The 22,077-nt window shown below is 46.0% G+C and carries 17 protein-coding genes; 7 read left to right on the forward strand and 10 right to left on the reverse strand.

Annotated features, from left to right (window positions below):
• Positions 1-62: 62 nt before the first annotated feature.
• The 7 genes from BKB51_RS04155 to cysE all read right to left on the reverse strand — a co-directional run bounded on the left by BKB51_RS04155 (position 63) and on the right by cysE (position 6,124).
• Positions 63-632, reverse strand: a complete 570-nt coding sequence (locus tag BKB51_RS04155) for a phosphatase PAP2 family protein (RefSeq protein WP_085899815.1) — start codon at positions 630-632, stop codon at positions 63-65.
• A gap of 347 nt (positions 633-979) precedes the next feature.
• Entirely contained in the window at positions 980-1,660 is a 681-nt protein-coding gene (tenA, locus tag BKB51_RS04160) for a thiaminase II (protein WP_085899816.1), read from the reverse strand.
• A gap of 79 nt (positions 1,661-1,739) precedes the next feature.
• The gene (locus BKB51_RS04165) at positions 1,740-2,054 is read right to left on the reverse strand and encodes a ferredoxin family 2Fe-2S iron-sulfur cluster binding protein (RefSeq protein WP_085899817.1); all 315 of its coding nucleotides are present in this window, start codon (positions 2,052-2,054) and stop codon (positions 1,740-1,742) included.
• Positions 2,055-2,269: 215 nt separating this feature from the next.
• Positions 2,270-3,463 (reverse strand): aminotransferase class V-fold PLP-dependent enzyme, encoded by a 1,194-nt coding sequence (locus BKB51_RS04170; RefSeq protein ID WP_198946622.1) that lies wholly within the window; start codon positions 3,461-3,463, stop codon positions 2,270-2,272.
• A 77-nt stretch (positions 3,464-3,540) separates the two neighbouring features.
• Positions 3,541-4,653, reverse strand: coding sequence for a cysteine desulfurase family protein (locus tag BKB51_RS04175; RefSeq protein WP_085899819.1), 1,113 nt, complete (start codon positions 4,651-4,653; stop codon positions 3,541-3,543).
• Between the two features lie 123 nt (positions 4,654-4,776).
• A complete protein-coding gene (locus BKB51_RS04180) occupies positions 4,777-5,247 on the reverse strand; it encodes an Rrf2 family transcriptional regulator (RefSeq protein ID WP_085899820.1) in 471 nt (156 codons plus the stop codon).
• Positions 5,248-5,326: 79 nt separating this feature from the next.
• Complete coding sequence (gene cysE, locus BKB51_RS04185) at positions 5,327-6,124, reverse strand: serine O-acetyltransferase (protein ID WP_085899821.1); 798 nt, start codon at positions 6,122-6,124, stop codon at positions 5,327-5,329.
• A 255-nt stretch (positions 6,125-6,379) separates the two neighbouring features.
• On the opposite strand from cysE, the gene BKB51_RS04190 reads away from it, so the two are divergent.
• Positions 6,380-7,033, forward strand: a complete 654-nt coding sequence (locus BKB51_RS04190) for an alpha/beta hydrolase (protein ID WP_046502762.1) — start codon at positions 6,380-6,382, stop codon at positions 7,031-7,033.
• Positions 7,034-7,140: 107 nt separating this feature from the next.
• On the opposite strand, the gene BKB51_RS04195 is transcribed toward BKB51_RS04190, so the two are convergent.
• Positions 7,141-8,211 (reverse strand): anhydro-N-acetylmuramic acid kinase, encoded by a 1,071-nt coding sequence (locus tag BKB51_RS04195; protein ID WP_085899822.1) that lies wholly within the window; start codon positions 8,209-8,211, stop codon positions 7,141-7,143.
• Between the two features lie 177 nt (positions 8,212-8,388).
• Here BKB51_RS04195 and tyrS point away from each other — a divergent pair, with 177 nt between their 5' ends.
• Complete coding sequence (gene tyrS / locus BKB51_RS04200; protein ID WP_085899823.1) at positions 8,389-9,657, forward strand: tyrosine--tRNA ligase; 1,269 nt, start codon at positions 8,389-8,391, stop codon at positions 9,655-9,657.
• A gap of 110 nt (positions 9,658-9,767) precedes the next feature.
• On the opposite strand, the gene BKB51_RS04205 is transcribed toward tyrS, so the two are convergent.
• A complete protein-coding gene (locus BKB51_RS04205) occupies positions 9,768-13,052 on the reverse strand; it encodes a YhdP family protein (RefSeq protein ID WP_085899824.1) in 3,285 nt (1,094 codons plus the stop codon).
• 129 nt (positions 13,053-13,181) lie between these two features.
• Here BKB51_RS04205 and BKB51_RS04210 point away from each other — a divergent pair, with 129 nt between their 5' ends.
• From BKB51_RS04210 to bcp, 3 genes are all read left to right on the forward strand, one after another.
• The gene (locus BKB51_RS04210) at positions 13,182-16,136 is read left to right on the forward strand and encodes a bifunctional [glutamine synthetase] adenylyltransferase/[glutamine synthetase]-adenylyl-L-tyrosine phosphorylase (protein ID WP_085899825.1); all 2,955 of its coding nucleotides are present in this window, start codon (positions 13,182-13,184) and stop codon (positions 16,134-16,136) included.
• A gap of 122 nt (positions 16,137-16,258) precedes the next feature.
• A complete protein-coding gene (locus BKB51_RS20945; RefSeq protein ID WP_085899826.1) occupies positions 16,259-18,259 on the forward strand; it encodes a methyl-accepting chemotaxis protein in 2,001 nt (666 codons plus the stop codon).
• 180 nt (positions 18,260-18,439) lie between these two features.
• The gene (gene bcp, locus BKB51_RS04220) at positions 18,440-18,907 is read left to right on the forward strand and encodes a thioredoxin-dependent thiol peroxidase (RefSeq protein WP_085899827.1); all 468 of its coding nucleotides are present in this window, start codon (positions 18,440-18,442) and stop codon (positions 18,905-18,907) included.
• 78 nt (positions 18,908-18,985) lie between these two features.
• Here the strand turns inward: bcp and BKB51_RS04225 are convergent, their stop codons facing one another.
• Positions 18,986-19,717: a hypothetical protein gene (locus BKB51_RS04225; protein WP_085899828.1), complete on the reverse strand. Its 732-nt coding sequence runs from the start codon at positions 19,715-19,717 to the stop codon at positions 18,986-18,988.
• Positions 19,718-20,005: 288 nt separating this feature from the next.
• Here BKB51_RS04225 and BKB51_RS04230 point away from each other — a divergent pair, with 288 nt between their 5' ends.
• The gene (locus tag BKB51_RS04230; protein ID WP_085899829.1) at positions 20,006-21,076 is read left to right on the forward strand and encodes a hypothetical protein; all 1,071 of its coding nucleotides are present in this window, start codon (positions 20,006-20,008) and stop codon (positions 21,074-21,076) included.
• Between the two features lie 48 nt (positions 21,077-21,124).
• Positions 21,125-21,934, forward strand: coding sequence for a ferritin-like domain-containing protein (locus tag BKB51_RS04235; protein ID WP_085899830.1), 810 nt, complete (start codon positions 21,125-21,127; stop codon positions 21,932-21,934).
• Positions 21,935-22,077 lie beyond the last annotated feature (143 nt).

Genomic DNA, 22,077 nt, shown 5'->3' on the forward strand with positions numbered 1-22,077 from the left:
TTGACCTTTCATGTTCTTTGGCCCTTAACCTGTTAGAAATCAGGAAAATTACAAAACTTGTATCAAGACATTATACTTAAATTTTTCTGGCTGGATGTGGAATAGTACCGTAGTTTTTTCTGGCCGAGAACAAACAGAACAACGACAAGAGCGCTAGCTGCACCGATAACCATTCCCAGTAAAATCTGAGATGGAAAATAATTTCCAACCAAAATAACACCCCAAACATTTGCCGCACTAAAGCCCAAAAGACAGCTACAGACCACGTAGTTTCTAAACCATATTATACACCCAAGTGTAAGCGTGGATAAAAAGATTGGATAAGCCCCCATCCATTGCCCTAAAGAAGCGCCTCTCATCCAGGAATATCCAACATTAATATCATTGGGTGTAACCAACGGGTAAATCCATACAACCAAATGATTTAAACAGATCGCCACCCCAACTGTCGCAAGAACAGGTAAAACCCCGCCAAGGATATCATCGTTTTTACGAAGGATCAGGATTAACAGCCCTGAAACAGCAATAAGCTGTGGCCACCACGACAAAAACCGTCCCCAGTCAATCAACCACAGCGCCGTGTCTGATGTTGCGTTGATCATCGTAAAAAGATCTAAATTCAATTCCTGCATTCACACACCAAAACTTTTTTGCCTCCAATTGAAGCTGCCACGACAGCGCCCCTAAAGATCTGAGCTGCATCAATTTTCGTCAGTTCCATAAAAAAAAGAACCCATGCTAAATGCACAAAACTCTTCGTGTACAAAATATAAGGCGCGTTCCTTACAGAAACCTGACGGTTTATTTATATTCGCCATTAATCATCAGGAATATTTAGGTCAGATATTTTTCACCTGTCGAACGCTTCGTAAAATAAAAGAATCTGGGTAAAATAAGAAAATCCGGATATCAAAAAGGCAGTGAGGAAAACCTTCACTGCCTTTACGAATACGTCTGTAAACTAACAAAACAAACGATTTTACATAGATCCGGTCATTCCCATTTCCCAGAAACCCGCTTCCAGTCTGGTTGCTGTTGCAAAGGTATTGCACAGATCTTTCCAACGCCCTGAATTCTGATAATCCTCACCTAGTCGGGACATCGCCACTCGTTCCAGCTGACCATAGGCACCTGCTGCAGCTTGCTGATAATCGCTAGAAGCATACATTTCAATCCAGGGGCGATAGGGGTTATTTTCCATATCTGCCATATGTTCTTCGGCCAAACGGGATCCAATCTCGGCATAGCCCATGACACAAGGGGCCAAAGCAACCAAGAGATCCAGAATGTCACCGGAAAGCCCGCGTTCCATCACATAGCGAGTATACGCCAAGTTCGCCGATGCCTCTTTCTCTGCCTCGAGAACATCCTTTGCAATCCCCCACTCTGCACAATAACTGATATGCAACTGCATCTCATCATTCAGCAACGCATTCATGGTGGCCGCAGCCTGACGCATATCATCCAGATTATCGCTCTTGAAAACGGCCAGTGCATAGGCGCGACCAAAGTTAATCAAAAAAAGATAATCCTGAATGAGGTAATGTCTAAAAGCATCTTCAGGTAAAGTGCCTTCGCCCATCCCCTGAACAAAGGGGTGATAAACATATGACGTCCAATCGTCAGGACACTCTGCTTTTAGATCTTCATAGAAAGACATGGTTTGGCGATTTCGATTGTTAGGTTTCAAACAAGAAAAAAGCGGTTTGAGGACCAAACCGCCAGATAGATATACCTACTTAGAGTGCGTCTGGTAGCTTAACCTTAAGGCCATCCAACTCTTCACTGATAATCAACTGACATCCCAAACGCGATGTCTCTGTCAGATTAAACGCAAGATCAAGCATATCTTCTTCGTCTTCGGATACTTCTTCCAGCTTGCCATACCAACTGGGGTCAATGACGACATGACAGGTTGCACATGCCAATGATCCTTCGCAAGCACCTTCAATATCAATATCATTACGTTGAGCAATTTCGAGAACGGAAAGCCCCAGTGGTGCATCCACTTCTTTTTCAGTTCCGTCATTTTCGACAAAAGTCATTTTTGGCATCAGCCAATTCTCCTAACATAACCTCGACCAAAAATTATTTGACCGATGAGCCATCACCTTAATACGGCAATTGCGGCGCCTTCCGAATATTTCAGCCTATATACGCTGCTTGTGGATAAAATGTGAAGCAGTTTTCATCTAGCCTCTATGATTTTTCCCATTTTGGCGACGGCATTACTCTCAAGAAAACGACATCTATATATATTTGCAGTGCCTTACTTTGATAAAACTCTCACTTTTTTTACGGTAGAAGCCAGAATATCAGCCGCCTCATCTACCTCTTCTTCTGTCGTGAAACGGCCAAAGCCGATGCGTAACGAAGCCAAGGCCTGATCATCATTATGCCCCAATGCTTTCAAGACATAAGATGGATCCAGATCAGCGGATGTGCAAGCCGACCCCATAGACAGCGCCAATTTAGGTGCTGCTTTCATAACATCAGCCCCGGATACGCCTTCGAAAGTTACATTAAGATTGCCGGGTATACGTTGATCTTCATTACCATTAAATCTCAAGCCATCTACCTTGGCTTCAAGAGCATCTTTAAACCGCGTACTCAACGAAGACAGGCGATCATATTCCGTAAACAAAGCTTCGTTTGCATATTGAGCCGCAGCCCCCAGACCGACACAAAGCGGCGTTGCCAACGTCCCTGAACGAAAACCTCGTTCTTGCCCACCGCCATCCATCAAGGGCTCTAAGCGTACTCGCGGACGTCTGCGCACATAAAGTGCGCCGATACCTTTTGGGCCATAAATTTTGTGACCGGAAATGCTCATCAGATCAATCTGCATCCGGTTCACATCTAGCGGGATTTTCCCAATTGCCTGTGCCGCGTCGCTATGGAACTTAGCCCCAACCTCTTTGCAGATTTCACCAATCCGGGTGAGGTTCTGAATAACACCGATCTCGTTATTTACCGCCATCAACGAAACAAGGGCCGTTTTTTCAGAGACGGTATCTTCCAACTGGTCCAGATCAATTAGACCGCCAGCATCAACAGGTAGCCGCACGACATCAAAGCCCTCACGCTCCAGACGCGCAACAGATTCCAGAACACACTTATGCTCTGTGACTGCCGTCACAACCTGATCACGTGGCGTTCCTTTGGGATTATCCCGAATAAAACGCGCCGTGCCTTTAATAGCCAGATTATTTGATTCCGTTGCACCGGACGTAAAGACAATTTCCCGCGGATCAGCCCCAATCGCATCTGCAATCTGTTCTCTGGCTTTATCAACAACCTCTTCAGCTTCCCAGCCATAGGCATGATCGACCGAATGTGGATTGCCAAAGCTCTCGGTGAAATAGGGCATCATGTCCTTCACAACCCGGGGGTCAGTTGGGGTTGTGGCCTGATAATCGAGATAGATCGGCTTTTCTGATCGGTTGGCTTTTAACTGTGGCATTGGTCTCGAACTATTGGTTTCGTGCATAAACAGAATAAAACATACAGCGACATTTTTCTTGTCAATTGAGAGTATTATTAATCGGAGCGCTCCCCTTTGCGTTTAAACAGCGCAATCCAGGCATCCGCAAACTGTTCCAGATCGGTGTCAGCGCTGGCCCAGCCCGTAGAAATACGGATCGCTTCGCCAGCCGTTTTTTCATCCGCCCCCATAGCCTGAAGCACATGAGATGTCTGGACCTTGCCTGAAGAACAGGCAGAACCGGACGAAACCGCATACCCTTCCAGATCCAGCACCATAAGCTGTGTGTCAGATGGTACTCCGGGCATTGTTATGGTTGTCGTATTTGGCACTCGTGCCACCTCAGCCCCAAAAACACGTGCCCTCGGGGCAGCAGCCAGCATTTTTTGTTCCATCGCATCGCGTAAATATGATTTTTCCTGAATTTCCGCCAAACCTTCACGAGATAATTGAGCCGCGACACCGAAGCCAGAAATCCCCGGTACATTTTCTGTACCGCCCCGACGACGGCGTTCCTGACCACCGCCAAGTTGTTGGGATTTTACCTCTAGCCCCTTACCAAGAATAAGAGCACCAACGCCTTGAGGTCCCCCCATCTTGTGTGAAGATATCGTCGTAAAATCGATATTCAGATCTTCACAATTAATGTCTGTCTTTCCTGCCGCCTGAACAGCGTCGCAATGAACCAGAGCTCCCTTCTCATGCGCAAGAGATACGATCTCTTTCACGGGTTGCAGAACACCCGTTTCATTGTTCGCCATCATCACCGAAACCAACGTGTTTTCAGGATCAACAGCTAACAATTCTTCAAGTGCATTCAAATCAATTCGACCATGCTGATCCACTGGAACCCTGATGGCATCTTCATGCACCTGCAAAACTGAATCATGTTCGATGGAAGAAATCAGAACGCGGGATTTTTCCGCCCCTCGTAACGCCAGATTATTGGCTTCGGTTCCACCAGACGTAAAAACGATCCGGGCAGGCTTTGTCCCCATAAGTGCTGCAATCTCGGCACGGGCATCTTCGACCAATCGACGTGCAGACCGACCATAGGCGTGAATAGAGGATGGATTACCCGTTTGTTTCATCGCTGCCATAACGGCGTCTATGGCTTCGGGGCGAACCGGTGCAGTTGCATTATAATCCAGATAAATCGGGCTGATCATAAAAGGGGATCACATTCTTAATAAGTAAACCGGGTTTCAAGCTATCTTGGATTTATACCATCAGCATCGAATAAACCCGTTAATTTCGCGATGTACAGACCCGGTTACAGGGTCACAACAATTTTACTGGGCAGCAACGCCATCATTTGGCTCAGGTGACATAAACATGTCCGATCCCGGGTCAACACGACGTTCGATTACATCAGCAATTGATACATCATGAAGGTAACGATAGATATGATTGGAAAGCCCTTGCCACAAATCATGTGTCACACACCTGCTTTTATCACTGCGACAGCCATGAGGTGACATCGGATTACAAACCGTTGCCTTTATAGGCTCTTCCACGGCTTTAAAGATCTCGGCAATATCAGTATCTTTTGCCTCTTTTGCCAAACGATAGCCCCCACCAGGGCCGCGAATGGACATTACCAGTTTCTCGCGCCGAAGCTTTGCGAACAACTGTTCGAGATAAGAAAGCGAGATTTCCTGTCGGTCCGCTATCTCTGCAAGGGACACAGGGCGCTCATTGGCATAAAGAGCCAGATCAACCATTGCCATAACGGCATAACGACCTTTTGTGCTCAGTTTCACGGCCTTACTCTCCTAACTTTATGAATGGTTTTGCTTCGCATCCGATAATATCTCTTTGATATTGATGCTACCATTCTCTTTACGAAGGAGTTTTATCTCCGACGTCATCATTTTTGTCATTCTCAGCCGACTTTGTCAGCAGATTTTTTTGATAATCGTCCTGACCTTCCAGCGCATTAAGCCTACTACGCAAAGACTGGACTTCATTCAACAGACCTTCCAGTGTTTTTGCCACAGGATCAGGAAGATCACCAGTAGGTGTTCCATAGGCAACAAAAGGTTGGTTCTCTACAACAGGTGATGTGGGTTCGGACTGTTCAGCACCTGCATTAGTAGCCTTACCCTGCGTATTCACAACTTTCCCCGGAATACCAACCACCGTTGCACACTTTGGAACATCTTTGGTCACCACAGCATTGGCACCAATACGTGCGCATTTGGATACCGTAATGGGCCCCAAAACCTGTGCGCCAGATCCAACGATCACACCGCATTCCAGTGTCGGATGTCTTTTTGTGCCCCGCTGACTATCAGAATCGACACTAGGGGCAACACCACCCAAAGTCACGCCATGATAAAGCGTCACATTGTCGCCAATGAGAGATGTCTCACCAATAACAACACCCATGCCATGATCAATAAAAAAGCCTTTACCAATTGTCGCGCCGGGATGAATTTCGATCCCGGTTATAACCCGCCCGATGTGGGACAGGCTACGCGCCAGCAAGCGCCAGTTACTGCGCCAGAGCTTGTTCGACAGACGATGGAGAGTGACGGCCTGAAAACCGGGATAACACAAAACCACTTCCATACGTGATCGCGCAGCCGGATCACGGGACATAGTTGCATCAATTTCGGCCTTAATTCTGTCGAACATGGGTTCGTTTCCTTGTGAACCTTTTTACTTTAATTGAAAAAGGTATTTGGCTCAGGGCAAGCACTGGCTTATATACAATGCATTGAAAACACATTGCACATTGTCTGCGATATAATTATCAAGATCGTCAGGGTCAAGTGTAACTATAGTGTTTAGACCAACCACCTCGGCTTATGGGCTTATGTTTTGGTCAGTCTAAACAGGTGCACGGCTGAAATAAAGCCTCGAAATTCGACGAAGGGGAACTGTGACTGCATGCCTGATATTATTTTGAACGGTCCGGAAGGACGTCTCGAAGGACGCTATTTTCACAATCCAACACCAAACGCGCCCATTGCCTTGATGCTTCACCCGCATCCACAGCACGGCGGTACAATGAACAACAAAATCGTATACACGATGTTCAATTCTTTCAAGGCACAGGGATTTTCTGTTCTGCGCTTTAACTTCCGTGGCGTTGGCCGTTCACAGGGAACTTTCGACGAAGGCGAAGGCGAACTGTCAGATGCAGCATCCGCACTGGACTGGCTGCAATCTGTCAATGCCAATGCAAGCCAGTGCTGGGTTTCCGGCTTCTCTTTTGGGGCTTGGATCAGCATGCAGCTTTTGATGCGTCGCCCGGAAATTGATGGCTTTATCTCTATTGCCCCGCCGGCAAATATGTTTGACTTCAGCTTTCTGGCTCCTTGCCCGTCATCCGGTCTGATTGTTCAGGGTGAACGCGATGACGTCGTCCCAGAATCTGCCACAGCCAAACTGGTTGATAAGCTAAACGCCCAAAAGGGCATCGCTATAGACTACCGCGTTGAGCCAACCGCCGGACACTATTTCGAAAACGAAATGGAAATCATCGACAGTCATATTCAAGACTATGTCAGCCAGCGTTTGGTTGCCCCGGTTGAAGAATAAGGGCTGAAGAAGAATAAGCGCTTGATATACTCTTCTTCGCGAAGACACAAAAAGGCCGCTGAGAGATTTGCTCTTTCAGCGGCCTTTATTTAAAGAAAACCTTCTCTTTAAGCGGCGTGTAACACACCACCGAGACAAGGTTCGGGAACCTTCGTCGTTGTCGGTAATGACAGCGGTAACTGCAACTGGCTGCGCTTGGCAAGGAAAGCAAAAGCTTGTGCTTCCAGAGCATCACCGTCCCATCCAACACTTTCCACAGGATCAACTGTAACGCCCAAGGCCGACCGTAATTCTTCCATCAGAACGGGGTTATGTCGTCCGCCACCAGTTACAACCCAGCGTTCAGCGATTTTAGGCAGGAAGCTAACAACCTTTGCATTCACCGCTGCCGTGAAAGCCGTCAGGGTCGCAGCTCCATCTTCTGGATTAAGGCTCTGAACTGCATCCATAGTAAAATCATATCGATCCAGTGATTTTGGTGGGGCCTGATCCAAAAAGCGATTATCGAGCATCGCATCTAACGCCGTTGCATTGACCTCTCCTTTGGCCGCGATTGCCCCGCCTTCGTCCATTGATTGGCCAAAATGCTTTTGGACCCAATCATCAATCAAACCGTTTCCAGGGCCAGTGTCACAGGCCAGCACAGTACCATCCGGGTCAAGGTAGGTAATATTGGAAACTCCACCCACATTGAGAACGACAAGCGGTTTTTCCAAATCCTGCGCTAAAGCCTGATGATAAAGCGGGGCAAAGGGAGCTCCTTCACCCCCGGCAGCCACATCGGCTTTACGAAAATCATTCACTACGGGGATACCGCAAAGGCTGGCGAGTAGGTCACCATCACCAATCTGAATTGTGATGCGTCGGGATGGATCATGAAAGGTCGTCTGTCCGTGAAAACCGATAAGCTCCACATCAGTAGGCGCTAGATTAGCTTTGTCCAATAACACGGTCACAGCCTCGTGGTGCCAACGGGTCATCTGCTCTTCGACGTCCCGGACATTCTTCCCCTCGCCCATGACATTTTGAAGTAAAGAACGCTGTTCTAGGGTATAGCTATAGCTTAGCGTAGCCCCGGTTTCAGTCACGCGGTGTCCATCGCTCTTAATAAGGGCAGCATCAATACCATCCATGGACGTTCCACTCATCAACCCTAGAAGCCACTTATCTGCACCCATTTGCCTCACCTTGTCTTTCAAATCTAATGGACCGTCAGCCCATTGTTTATACTCCCCTTGTCTCAGGGGCCATTGTTTCAGGGAAATGATTGTGGTAAATCCCAGCGGCTACGGCAAGAGGCACGTTGTCTCTAGCCACAATTTATATGACCTTTTTCGAAACAAGCGAGAGTTACAATGACTGCGCCACAAAAAACCGATTTCCGTTCAGAATTCCTTCGTGAACTGAGCGCACGCGGTTATATCCATCAATGTACGGATATGGACGCCCTGGATTCAAAACTCGAAAAAGGTCCTGTAGCAGCCTATATCGGCTTTGACTGCACAGCAGATTCTCTGCATGTCGGCAGTCTTGTTCAGATTATGTTGCTACGTTGGCTCCAGAAGACTGGCCATAAGCCAATCGTTCTGATGGGCGGCGGCACCAGTAAAGTCGGTGATCCGTCCTTTAAGGATGAAGCACGCAAGCTGATTACCGAAGAAGAAATCCAGCATAATATGGATGGCATCAAAAAGGTCTTTTCAAAATACCTGACCTTTGGTGACGGCCCGACTGATGCGGTTATGGTCAACAATGCTGATTGGCTCGACAATATTAACTACCTTGAGTTCCTGCGCGATTACGGCGTTCACTTTTCGGTTAATCGGATGTTGAGTTTTGATTCTGTCAAACTGCGACTGGATCGCGAACAATCACTATCGTTCCTCGAATTCAACTACATGATCTTGCAAGCCTATGATTTCATGGAACTTAACAAGCGTCGGGACTGTTTGCTACAAATGGGCGGATCAGATCAATGGGGCAATATTGTTAATGGTGTGGATTTAACCCGCCGCATCAGCCAGAACGAAGTTTATGGCCTGACCTCTCCGCTATTGACGACATCTTCCGGCGTCAAGATGGGTAAAACCGTTGGCGGTGCAGTATGGCTGAACGAAGAACGTCTGTCTGTTTATGATTTCTGGCAGTACTGGCGGAATACAGAAGATGCCGATGTGGGCCGTTTCCTGCGTCTTTTCACTGAACTGTCCGAAGCGGAAATTCAAAAGCTGGAAGCCATGCAGGGTGCAGATATCAACGAAGCAAAGAAGGTACTTGCGACAGAAGCAACGCGCCTGTGCCACGGTCTTGAAGCTGCTGAAGCGGCCGCTGAAACAGCACGTAAAGCCTTTGAAGAGCGCAGTATGAGCGCCGATCTGCCAAGCCATGAAATTGTAAAATCTCGATTGGAAGAAGGTATTCCGGCTTTCTTGCTATTTAAAGAAATTGGTTTGGCAAACAGTAATAGCGAAGCACGTAAGCTGATCAAAGGTGGTGGCGGCCGTCTGAATGATATCCAGATCAAAGATGACAGTCTTTCAATCAGTCTGTCCGACCTGAATGACGAAGGATCAATCAAAATCTCTGCAGGCAAGAAAAGGCATATTCTGGTAAAGCCAGCTTAAATACAATTCCTACTTACAGAATTAATAACTAATAATATCAAAGGGCTGCTAGTTTAGCAGCCCTTTGATTGTGAGTATAAAGAAATTTGTACACCATGCCCATGGGCAGGTTATTTTTCTGGCTTCGTTTCATCCAGAGGTTCTTCTTTCTTCTCTGGCTTCTTTTCTGTCGTTGGTGTCGCATTACCAAAGATATTCCGTAAAAAGCCGGGCGCCAGACCCGAGAGCGGATTGATAGAAACTTCTGGCTCTTCCAGATCGCCCTTCAAACTATAGTTAAAGGCAACAATCCCCTGCCCGTCACCCCCGGTCAAAATGTCTCCCAGGATCGGAATACCACCAATAATACGGTTAATAGTATAGGCAGGCACGATCGTACCATTCAGCGCAACAAGCTTTCTGTTCGTATCAACTTCACCCTTGGCCGTCAGACCAATCGAAGACGAATAGAGTTTAATCAGATCACTGCGCAGTAAACCGTTTTGAAGTGTGAAATCACCTTTGAGTTCATTAAAAGCAATACCTTCGGTGGTCAACGTTGTGACTGGCCCAGTCAAAGACGCAAAGGCCAGCATTTTTGCAAGCGTCGGCGCCTTAACCATTCGCAAACCACGCGCCTCAATATTTCCTTTTAACAGGCTTTCGCTGCGATAATTCTCGGCAATACCTGCAACCTGAAGCGAACCGCCCTGAACAGTATCCTGAACATCAAGTGCCCGTAACATCGCACCAAAATCATTTGCCGTAACGTTCAGCCCTTGGCGTCCATCTTCAAGCGGTTGATAGGTCATAGAGAAAGTGCGTTTGACGTTTTCAGTTTCCGGATTGGCTTTTGCCCCCTCTGCATACCAGAGATCTTTTGGTATTTCCCCCGAAAACTGCATACGTTTCCAGCCTTCGGGTTCCTTATCAAGCCACAGCGACGCATTGCGGAAGAAGCGATCTTCGGCCATGTATATCGCATCAAGATTTTCTGCAATTACACTAATGGGCGCTGTCTGTTTTTCCTCTTCATCAACATTGGCGTCCTTGATCTCAATCTCATCGCTCTCTGACTTAAGCGGATCGGCCTTGATATCTTCTTCCTTGCTATCATCACCGATAAACCACTCAGCATCCAAAACACCACCACCAATAACAATCGACGGTTTATCCGATGACAGATCAGCCTGAACATCCGTTAGCAAAGAGTTGCCCAGCTGAAATTGATCGAGATCAGCCTTCGAAATTTGACCATTAACAAGTGACAGTTCCCCCTCGGCAGCAAAATCATTTGCTTCAAGATTAAAACTGTCAATGTGTTGGGCTTCGCCATTATTCAACGAAACAATGGCTTGTATCTGCCCGGGATCGCCCGGTTGTTTGAAGTAATTCAAATCTTCAATTTTCAACAGAGCATCCTGTAAATTAGCAGCGATCTGAACAACGCCAGTATCATCAACCTTGTTTTCCAGTGCCAAAGAAAGAGAAACCGGACCATCCAGATAATCAGAAACAGGAATACCCAGCTTTGACAGACCATCTGGTTCAATACGCGGAATATCAGCTTTCAGGTTTGTTCTGATCGTAACTTCACTGCCAAATTGCTCTTTCCAATCCACGGTCAAGGGAATATCAGCCAGTAAAAGCGGCCCAGTAACGTGCATTCCTTCTCTGGTAACATTGAGCTGCAAATCACCATCTGTTGCATCATGCCCGTTATATATCTTGCCGATCCGTGCCTCTTTGATTTCAGCCGAGGCGTCTATAGACATGTCTTTGAACTTGAGGTCTTTTAACAGCAAAAACGCAAAATCAACGGCGACAGCGGCCTTACCGCTCGTCTCTTCCGGCTTGATACCGAGTTCATCAATGAGGCGCAGGTTCTCGCTATTCAGAATGGACAATGCCGTGTTTACAGGTCCTTCAACCGCGGTTTGAATGGCAATATGCTCTTCTTCGATATCCAGCCCGGTTATTTCAATGGTTGAAGGCAGCACAGACATGTCTTCCAGCTTGCCACCTTCTGTAAACAAAGAAAGTCCATCAGCACGTACTTTTGCTGTACCGGCAACATCTTTCACAGGTGGCAAGGGGCGAAGATAGTGAACATCAAGACCGCGGTATTTCATGCTACCGTCCAAAGACACCAGCTTGGCCTGTTCAAAATCACCAGCGGGAATATCCAAAACCGCTTTGACCACTGCTTCTTCGGCAATGCCCGTTTTAATATTATCTGTAACCCATTCCCGCGCATCCGTTGCCATGGGTTCCGGCCAATAGAGGGCCAGGTCATCAACGGGAACTTCAACAGCTTTTACGCCGGCGAGAACCTGCATATCCCCATCCAACCCGGAAACAGAACCCGCAACAGAAAGTTGCGGCCCCTTTTCGCCTTCCGGACCAAAATTAATGGCGGCATTATCCACCGTCAGCTTCTGATTGCTCCGGCTATAGCTTCCTTTCAGGAAAAGACCCTGAACAGGAAGCTTAGGCACTTTTAGATCCGGGATTTCTATTGTCCCACTACCGCCAGAGACTTCAAATCGACTTCGCCCAAATTCGCCCAGAACATTCACAGAGGTCGCAACAGAGGCCGCGAGTGGGATTTCAAAAGTTTCCAATACTGACAAAGCGGGGTCCAACTGTGCCAGTGTCGGTGGATTTATCCCGGTAAGTTGAAAGGCCAAGTCAACGACCTGTAATTCGCTATCATAGACAAAGGCACCGTTTAGGATTGCCTCTTCATCTGCGATATCAACGGTTAAATCAATATCCCCCTGCAAACCGAGTTTATCACGACGAATACTGATATCGGCATAGGGAACATCAAAAACCATCCCCAGCTTGCGATCATCAATCTGCATTTTTGCGCCAACAATTTGCAGTTGGTTAAAATAGGCAAGCGGGTGTCCGGCTTCGCGCTCGGCCATAAGATTGTCAAGAATTTCCGGCAGAGCCTCGCCGAAGCTTTGACCATTTTCATCGTCACCGCTTTCCAAGGCATCATCTATTTCAAAATGGCCATCTTCCGCCCGAACAAGCTTTAATTCCGGGCCAATAATATCGACACCGGTTGGAACAACGCTTCCGCGTACCAATGCACCTGCATCAAGATCCACCCCCATCAAGGGAATAGCTGCGATAACGCGATCTGTACCATCAAGAAGACGTACATTTGCAACCTGGATGGCAATGGCACGTTCTTTGGGTAGCCAAACAAGAACCGTCGTATCCACATCCAGCTGTATTTCTCGGTCAGGATCGGCAAAAGCCTCTTCCACATAGGGCGTCAGAAAATCAAGTTGAACGGGACCAGAAGAAAGACGCCAGATGGCAATACCAGCCAACACGGCAGACAGCACTAGCAGTGCTGCAATAACTTCCAGAATAACCACAGATGTTTTACGAATCATACGTCGAAAGAGCTCCGCACAAGCACAATAGTTGTCAGGCGATTAGAATAGGGCATATATTTACGAACGGTTACTTTTGACCATTTTCTACAGCCTTTGCACTGTACTCGAAACAAGCTAGCGGCGCTCATGATACTCTCATTTTCCTATTCCGAAGAAACATTACCCAAAATATCCAGCTCCAACAGGGCCGAACTCGGCTTCTCTAATTGGAACGAACGTATCGAGCGTATCGAAAATTCTGATTTAAAGCAGGATCTTATCCATTTCCAAGAGATTCCGAAAGTGAAATCGCTGCTTGCAGCCGTCTTCTCAAACAGCCCTTATCTTTCCGATTGCCTTTTGGGGGATATGGAATTCCTCTGCCAACTTTTAAAGCAGGGACCTGAAAAAAGTCTGACAACAATCCATCATCACCTTTTACAGGACGTCGCAATTTCGACGGATCGTCAAGGAGTTATGCGTGAACTCCGCCGGGCAAAAAAAAGAGCCTCACTTGCCATTGGATTTGCTGACATCACAGGTCAATGGACAGATCGCCGTGTTGTCGAAGAACTCACGGGCTTTGCCTCAACGGCTATATCAACAGCGATCTCTCATCTGTTACTTGAATTGCAAAAACGTGGGCAAATTGAATTAAAAAACCCTGAAATTCCAGAAGAAGATTGTGGCTATGTTGTCATGGCCATGGGGAAACTCGGTGCCTGGGAATTGAACTACTCTTCAGATATCGATCTTATCATTCTCTATGATCCTGAAAAAATCACCTACCTGCATGATCGTGGCGTACAGGAAGGCATGGTCAGACTGACACGGGATCTTGTCCGTTGTCTGGATGACAGAACAAGAGACGGTTATGTCTTTCGAACCGACCTTCGTCTTAGACCAGACCCCAGCGCCACCCCTCTTGCTCTCTCCTTCAATGCAGCAATGACCTATTATGAGACCACAGGCCTGAATTGGGAACGCTGCGCCATGATCAAAGCCAACCCCATTGCCGGGGATGACGAATTGGGTCAGCGTTTTATCAACGAAATCAAACCTTTTGTCTGGCGCAAGCATCTTGACTTTGCAGCTATCAACGATATTCACGGCATAAAGCGTCAGATCTATGCTCACAAAGGCGGTAGCAAAATTGCCATCAAAGGTCACAACATCAAGCTCGGTCGAGGGGGCATTCGTGAAATAGAGTTTTTCGCGCAAACCCAGCAGCTCATTTGGGGGGGACGTAATCAGGATTTGCGTAGCAATTCTACGATCTTTGCACTGGAACAGCTCCACAAAGCGCACCTGATATCTCCAAAGGCCCTTCACGATATGACTGAAGCGTACTGGTTTTTGCGTCGCGTCGAAAACAGATTGCAAATGGTAGATGACCAGCAGACGCAGTTTTTACCAGATACCGACGAAGGCCTTGCGGATATTGCAGCTTTCCTTGGTTACGATCATGTTGATGAGTTCAGCGAAGAGTTATCAAGCCATCTACATGCCGTTGAAAATCACTACGCGGCTCTTTTTGAAGAAGAACATACGCAACCGAGCACCACAAAGAACCTTGTTTTCACAGGGCATGAAGCAGCACCCGAACTTGTTGAAGAGCTGGAAAAAATAGGCTTTCAGGATGGCACCCGTGTTTTCCAAATCATAACAAAATGGAAACAGGGAAAGTATCGCGCTGTGCGGTCTGATCGTTCTCGCCGACTAATCAGCGAGATCGTCCCCGTCTTGCTCGAAGCATTCAGCAAATCCACCACGCCAGACACTGCCTTAAATAAATTTGACGATTTCCTCTCCGGCCTCCCAACAGGTGTGCAGCTATTTTCTATGTTGCAAACCAACCCTAATCTGCTGGATCTGTTGGCAGAGATCATGGGGTCTGCCCCAGCCTTGGCTGACCGTCTGAGCCAATCCCCCGGATTATTGGAAGCGGTTTTAAGTGATGATTTTTTCACCGCTTTGCCGGAACTGGATACTTTACAGGACCAACTAGAGCACATTCTTGAAGAGGCCAGAGACTTTCAGGATGTACTGGATGATACCAGACGATGGGCGAACGACCAGAAATTCCGTATCGGTCTGCAAATTCTGAGAACTACCTGTTCGATTGAACGTTCCAGCAAAGACCTTTCCAATGTTGCAGAGAGCAGTATCACCTCTTTGCTTCCTCATGTTCAAGACGAGTTGAAAAAAAGGCACGGTGAAATTTCTGAAAGTAATTTTGCTATTCTGGCGATGGGAAAGCTTGGGTCACAGGAAATGACCGTCACATCGGATCTCGATCTGATCAGCCTTTACGATATAAAGGAAACTGACGTTCATTCGGATGGCCCCCGACCACTAGATCCAACACAATATTTTGCCCGATTAACCCAGCGTTTCACCAATGCCTTGAACGTCATGACACCCGAAGGACGTCTCTACGAAATTGATATGCGCTTGCGCCCTTCCGGGGGATCAGGTCCCTTGGCTTTATCCCTTCAGGCTTTTGAAAAATATCAACGCAATGAAGCCTGGACTTGGGAACACATGGCTTTAACGCGCGCCAGAGCCATCGGGGACAATCAGGAATTTTGTAACCAGATCAACAGTGTTATTAAATCAGTGCTCTGCATAGAACGGGATCCACAGAGGCTTGTTGCTGATATCGCTGACATGAGACAACGCATTGCCCGGGAAAAACCAGCGCAAAGTAAATGGGATATCAAACTGATTGATGGTGGGCTAATAGATCTGGAATTTTTAAGCCAGTATTTGCAACTCAGACATGGGCACTCTGATCCATCAATCCTGCATTCAAATACAAAACAAGCCTTCAAAAATCTGGGAAATGCCGGACTTATTTCATCGGCTGATACATCTGATCTATGTGATGCTTTTGACCTGTTCCATCAATTACAAAATCTCTTTCGCTTAACGATCGGCGAAGCTCTTAACGAAGACCAAACCTCATCCGAAGTTTTAATCCGCTTAGCAAAAGCTTGTAATGAGACAGGATTCCCAGAATTAAAAGAACGATATTTCCAAACAAAAAATCACGTATCTAGAATTTATAAGCAATTCATAACAAAAGAATTACTTAGTTAAAATACTTCTACAGACAAAGATAACTGATTACTTTTAAATTTCAAAGTTAACATAATAGTAATATAAACCCAACATACTCCGCATACTTTAGTATGTAAAAATTCATTTTGGAGTGTGTTACAGTGACTGATACCCTACTTAGCCCCCCTATGAAAAAGAAAACTTTCTTAGGGGATATTGCCATATCATGGCGTATCAGCTTCCTGATCCTTTTAGGCCTTTTCACCCTGTTAGCTACCGAAGTTATTTCAGAGGTTGGCAGCAGCCATCTTGCTGTAAGTGTTGAAAAAGAAAAATCCTTTGCTGAAATAGAACGTGTCGTTTTAAAAGCCGATGCTGGCGCTCTTATGCTCCGCAGACGCGAGAAAGATTTTCTGATCCGTAAAGACATGAAATACTGGTTAAAGTACCAAGAAGACCATGCAAAAACGATATCTTTACTCCAAAATATCAAAGTTATTCCCGACGCTGTACCTGCAATAGGCAGCATCGACGCAATCATTGCCAAGCTCGAAGAACATAAAATCCAGTTCAAAAAAGCTGTCGATATTACCAATGAGCTTGGGTTGAATGAGAAAGAAGGTCTTCAAGGCAGCTTGCGTAAAGCAGTTCATGAAGTAGAAGTAAAACTAAAGGAAGCAAAACAAGACGACCTGATGGTCAAGATGCTCATGATGAGACGTCATGAAAAAGACTTTATGCTCCGCGGTGCAGATAAATACCTCACCCGCATAGAAACGCGTCGGTCAGAATTTGATCCTCTCCTCGCGAATTCTTCCGTTGATGTCAAAGATCAAACCCTTATTTCCTCTTTGATGGACACTTACCAGTCTGAAATGAAATCCTTTGGTTTGAAATCAATTGCTCTTGTGCCTGAAGTAAAGAGATTAAGCGCAATCTATAAGGAAATGGCGGAACCTCTGGCAGCACTGCACGAATTTTCCATCAATGGATTAGGAAATGCCAAATCAGAAGCTTTGATCGCGACAGAAACAACAGAACAGGTCCTTAGAATTACATCTATAATTGCCGGACTAACACTTTTACTTCTTGGCGTTTTAATTATGCGCTCTTTAACCCGCCCAATTCGCACCCTTACAGACGCCACTTCAAGCCTAGCTGCCGGCAACATGGATGTTGATGTCCCAGCAGTTGATAACAAAGATGAAGTCGGTTCAATGGCTCGGGCTCTCCTGATTTTCAAAGAGAATCTAATCGAAGCTGAAAAGCAACGCATTGAACAAAAAGAGTCCGAAGAGAAACTGAACCAACAGCGCCTGAGCGAAAGGCTTGGGATGGCAAATAAATTTGAAGCCAAAGTCGGATCTATTGTACAAACAGTATCTTCTGCTGCGGACAGTATGAAAACTAATGCCGAACATATGAACCAAAGCTCGGCAAAGACAACCGAGATGGCTGGGACTGTTGCAAGTGCAGCTGAACTTGCCTCATCAAATGTACAAACAGTGGCAACTGCCGCTGAAGAGTTATCAAATTCAATTTCAAAAATCTCCCAACAGGTGACACAATCGTCACAAGTGGCAAGCAGTGCTGTGAATGAAGCAGAAAAAACCACAGAACAGGTCAGGGGTCTTGCAGATGCCGCCGATAAAATCGGTGAAGTTATCAACTTAATTTCAGATATTGCCGAACAGACCAATTTGCTAGCTCTGAATGCGACCATTGAAGCAGCTCGAGCAGGGGAAGCTGGTAAAGGCTTTGCGGTTGTTGCATCTGAAGTCAAAAACCTTGCAAACCAGACAGCAACCGCTACAGAGCAAATATCAACTCAGATCTCAGGCATTCAATCTGCCACCCACGAAGCAGTCGGTGCGATTGGCAGTATATCTGGTACCATCGGACAAATTAACGAGATTGCAACAGCCATTTCAACTGCTGTAGAAGAGCAAAGCGCCGCAACCGGTGAAATTTCCAGTAATGTTCAACAAGCCCATACTGGCACCCAGAATGTTACATCCAACATTGGCGGTGTAACCGAAACGGCGAACAGTAACAGCCAAAGTGCGGCACAGTTCCTCACATCATCAAATGAACTGTCAAAACAGGCTGAACTCTTAAATGAAGAAGTAGAGTTATTTTTGGACGATATTCGGAAAGCCTGATCTCAGAAGTGCTGTGGCTATAATTACTAAAGATCTATAGCACTTACTTACATTTCATGTTTACGAGGAAGTAAGAACATATTTCTTTTGAGATAATCATCCTCGTTTATCACCAATTCTTGCTTCTAGAGATCTTGCATAATAGAACGTCTATAGAACTTTCAATAAGGACGTAAACTTATGACACTCGAAGTTGGTGATATTGCCCCGGATTTTACCGCACCTATCCAGGGTGACGGAGAACTGTCTCTTGGATCTCTTAAGGGGCAAGCTGTTGTACTTTATTTTTATCCAAAAGATTCCACGCCGGGCTGTACCACAGAGGCATGTGATTTTCGGGATGCACAACCGGATTTCACCAAACTTAATGCCAAAGTCATTGGCGTTTCAAAAGACAGTGTAAAGCGTCATGACAATTTCATTGCCAAGAATACGCTCAACTTTGATCTTGTAGCTGACTTGGACGGGAAGATTTGCGAAGCTTACGGCGTTTGGGTTCTAAAGAAGCTTTATGGTCGGGAATACATGGGTATTGAACGCGCAACTTTTTTGATTAATGCCCAAGGGGCCGTGCAGAAAATCTGGCGCAAAGTAAAAGTAAAGAACCACGTCGCTGACGTAAAAGCTGCTCTGGAAGAGCTGAGCTAATGGACCGCGATATTTCCCTCAAAAGAAGATACGGGCGTAAATAGATCGCCCATATCTTTTGGGGGAGAAAATTATGGATTACTTTAAAACACTATCTGGAGAGAACCCGCACCAAGAAGCCATTTTACGATAGGCCGCAGAAAACCCGCTCAGGGAACCAACGTACAAGTCACCACCGGAATAGTCATCCAACAAGACCACTTTATCCCCCTTGGCAAACCCGCGTAAAATATCCAGTTCCTGCCCGTTTCCACTGACATTCGCATAGGGTATTCCCTCATTATCGATACCGGTATAAGCCGTAGCTTCATAACTCCGGCTTGTATCAGCTCTATTAATTATCCATAAAACAGCCTGATTTTGTTGTAATTGCGTTGGATACCCCCGGGCCGTGGCTTCTTGATATTCCACATAAGGCATCGCATAAGGCGGTAAAGCATCACCGTCGGATATAGAAACAGTAATAGAATCATCTCCGTCCCCACCGGTACGGATCGAACAAATGGTTCTCAGTTCCCCATCTTCAGTGACAAATGTTTCCGCGTTTGCCTGCCAATCTTTGTATTGCTCATACAAAAAGCCTTCCTTGGTCGGGCGCTCATCTTTATAAGTAACAGAAGTTGCCTTTACGCTGATATCGGAATTGCCAACACCCTCTGCATTATCAGGCATCAAAGCAGGCATTGCATCAATAATTGCTTCAAATAACTTATGACTTAACAGCCCTTCAGCGGCGACAGGCATCGTCAGACTTGAAGCCCAAACAGGTAAACTCAATAAGACAGCAAGCCTTCTCAAAAACCTTATCATAAAAACTATCTCCCGTTAGAGCCGTCTAATAATTGCAAGCAGAGTGATACAAGTCTCTTACGATAGGGTTAAAACAGTGCCATCCCCTTCCCCAAATAATCAGCTCCGTTACCGTTGCAATAAATGAGAACATTGATTTACATTCACGTTCGTTTATATCAGAGAAATGATTTCCTGTATGGCAAAAGTAAATTCACCAGCGTCATCCTTTTGACATAATGGTTGTGCTAACTTGCGCCGTCGGTAAGCTTGCACGACTTTACCTGATACGCTGCTGTAGCAAAGACAATGTTCAAAGAATTAAAGAGAATTTACAAAACATTCAAAGCTGGGAAAAAGCTTAATAATAAACATGATTCCGACCATCTGGACGCGCCAGCATCTCCTTTGTCGTTGCCTGAAAAAAATAATCCGTCTGAAACACCAAAGCAGCAAGATAACAATCAAGAGAGAGACATTCATTCGCCACCAGCTATAGAGCAGGACAACGCTGCTCTTGCGGCAAATCATTTTTCCCGTGCCGCCAAAGAAAAAAACGAAAAGCCTGCAACTTTCTTCAAACGCTTATACAATGCCCTATATTTGGAAGCTCTTTTTCTGGTCCTGGTTCAAATGAATGCTGCAAATGCAGAAAATAAAGAACTAGGCCTTTCTTCCGATGCACTTTCATCCACAGCTGATACCAGCACTTCGAATGAGACACTTCTCTCGTCCACCCATGTATACTGGTCTCAGGAAACTGTTGCTTTAAATTCACTGACCTTAAAGATTGATGACTTCGTGGATGCCCAAAGCAATTTGGCGATGACATCAGAACTACAATCAGAAGACATACGGTTAGATCGTCTGTTGGAAGATGTCGCAACTCACAGTAATTTCAGCACGATCAAATTTAAAGAGCTGGATAAATCCCAAACTGTCAGCTTGCAAGAATTCAGTCAGGAAAACGAATTCGACATTATTGAAGAAGACAACCATATTCTTATTGAACTGGATGACGATGCACTTCTTTTTGCCACCGATGAGCTCGCTGTTTTTGGTGGAAACGGCTTCAACTTCTTTATTATGACCAACGAAGCCTTAAATATATTTGAAAACAATACATCAAATAATAGCTGGGAAAGCCTTCGTCCGGGTCAGGAGTACTTCATACTCAAAAAAGAAGATGTTCTGGAAGAAGATGTCGAGATTGTCTCTATCGAAGAAGAAGTATCTTTTGATGATGACAGTCAGGCTACAGAGATCATTACCGTGCATTATTTTATGTTTCAGGAAACGATCATCGGCATGTCCTTTGATTTACCTCCTGATTTTTATGAAAAACACGGCGACATTGATTTGGCTGCCCTTTTCGCCTAAACACAGAGAATAATCCCACTTCATACACCTTCTTCTTGCAGGCACCAAATGGCAAAAACACCTTCCACCCTGTCAGAAGCAGCCCGCATCGCACTGACCACTGCCAATTCCATAGAGAAAGCTGAACTCAGCAGGACCTTTGCCAAGGCATGGCAACAGGGCGAGATTAAAAGCGTGGGTACAGCAGAAATCCCGAAAGAACCTGCCCGAGAAAATAACCCCGTACTCGTCCCCCCCAGAGAAGTACCACGTAGAAAAATCACCCCGGAAGTCGAAGGACGGATCGCTCTTCTCCATGCGCTCACCCATATTGAACTTCATGCGATAAATCTTTGCTGGGATATCATCGTTCGCTTTGCCGCAACTGAAATGCCCAAAGGCTTCTATGACGATTGGGTTTCAGTTGCCGATGATGAAGCACGTCACCATTTGCTGCTCTGTGAAAGATTGGCGCAACTGGGTTCTCACTACGGGGCTCTACCTGCTCATGCAGGTTTGTGGCAAGGCGCAGAGGTCACAGAACATAATCTCAAAGCGCGGTTAGCGGTTGTTCCCATGGTGCTTGAAGCCCGTGGTATTGATGTAACACCGGGTATGATCGACAAACTCAAACTTGCCAAAGATTATGAAAGCGCGGAACGCCTACAAATCATATATGATGATGAGATTACACATGTTGCCAAGGGAAAGCGCTGGTTCGAGTACCTTTGTAAACAAGACAACGAAGATCCTGTGGAAAGCTGGCAAAACATTATCCTGACGCTTTTCAAAGGCAGGGTAAAATCACCCTTTAATGTTGATGGGCGTAATCAGGCGGATTTCCCGATCGATTTTTACGGTCCGATTGCTGATCTATAAAATAAACCTATTACTCTCTTAAACACAAAATCAGCGACCATCACCACATTATAGTTGCAGCCCACTTCAATTTAACTGTAAATAATAGGTATTAGGGCAATCCTGATCAAACTGGCTGCCCCTTGATAAGCTATTATTTCCTG

Source organism: Kiloniella majae (assembly GCF_002118315.1).
GTDB classification, from domain to species: Bacteria; Pseudomonadota; Alphaproteobacteria; order Kiloniellales; family Kiloniellaceae; genus Kiloniella; species Kiloniella majae.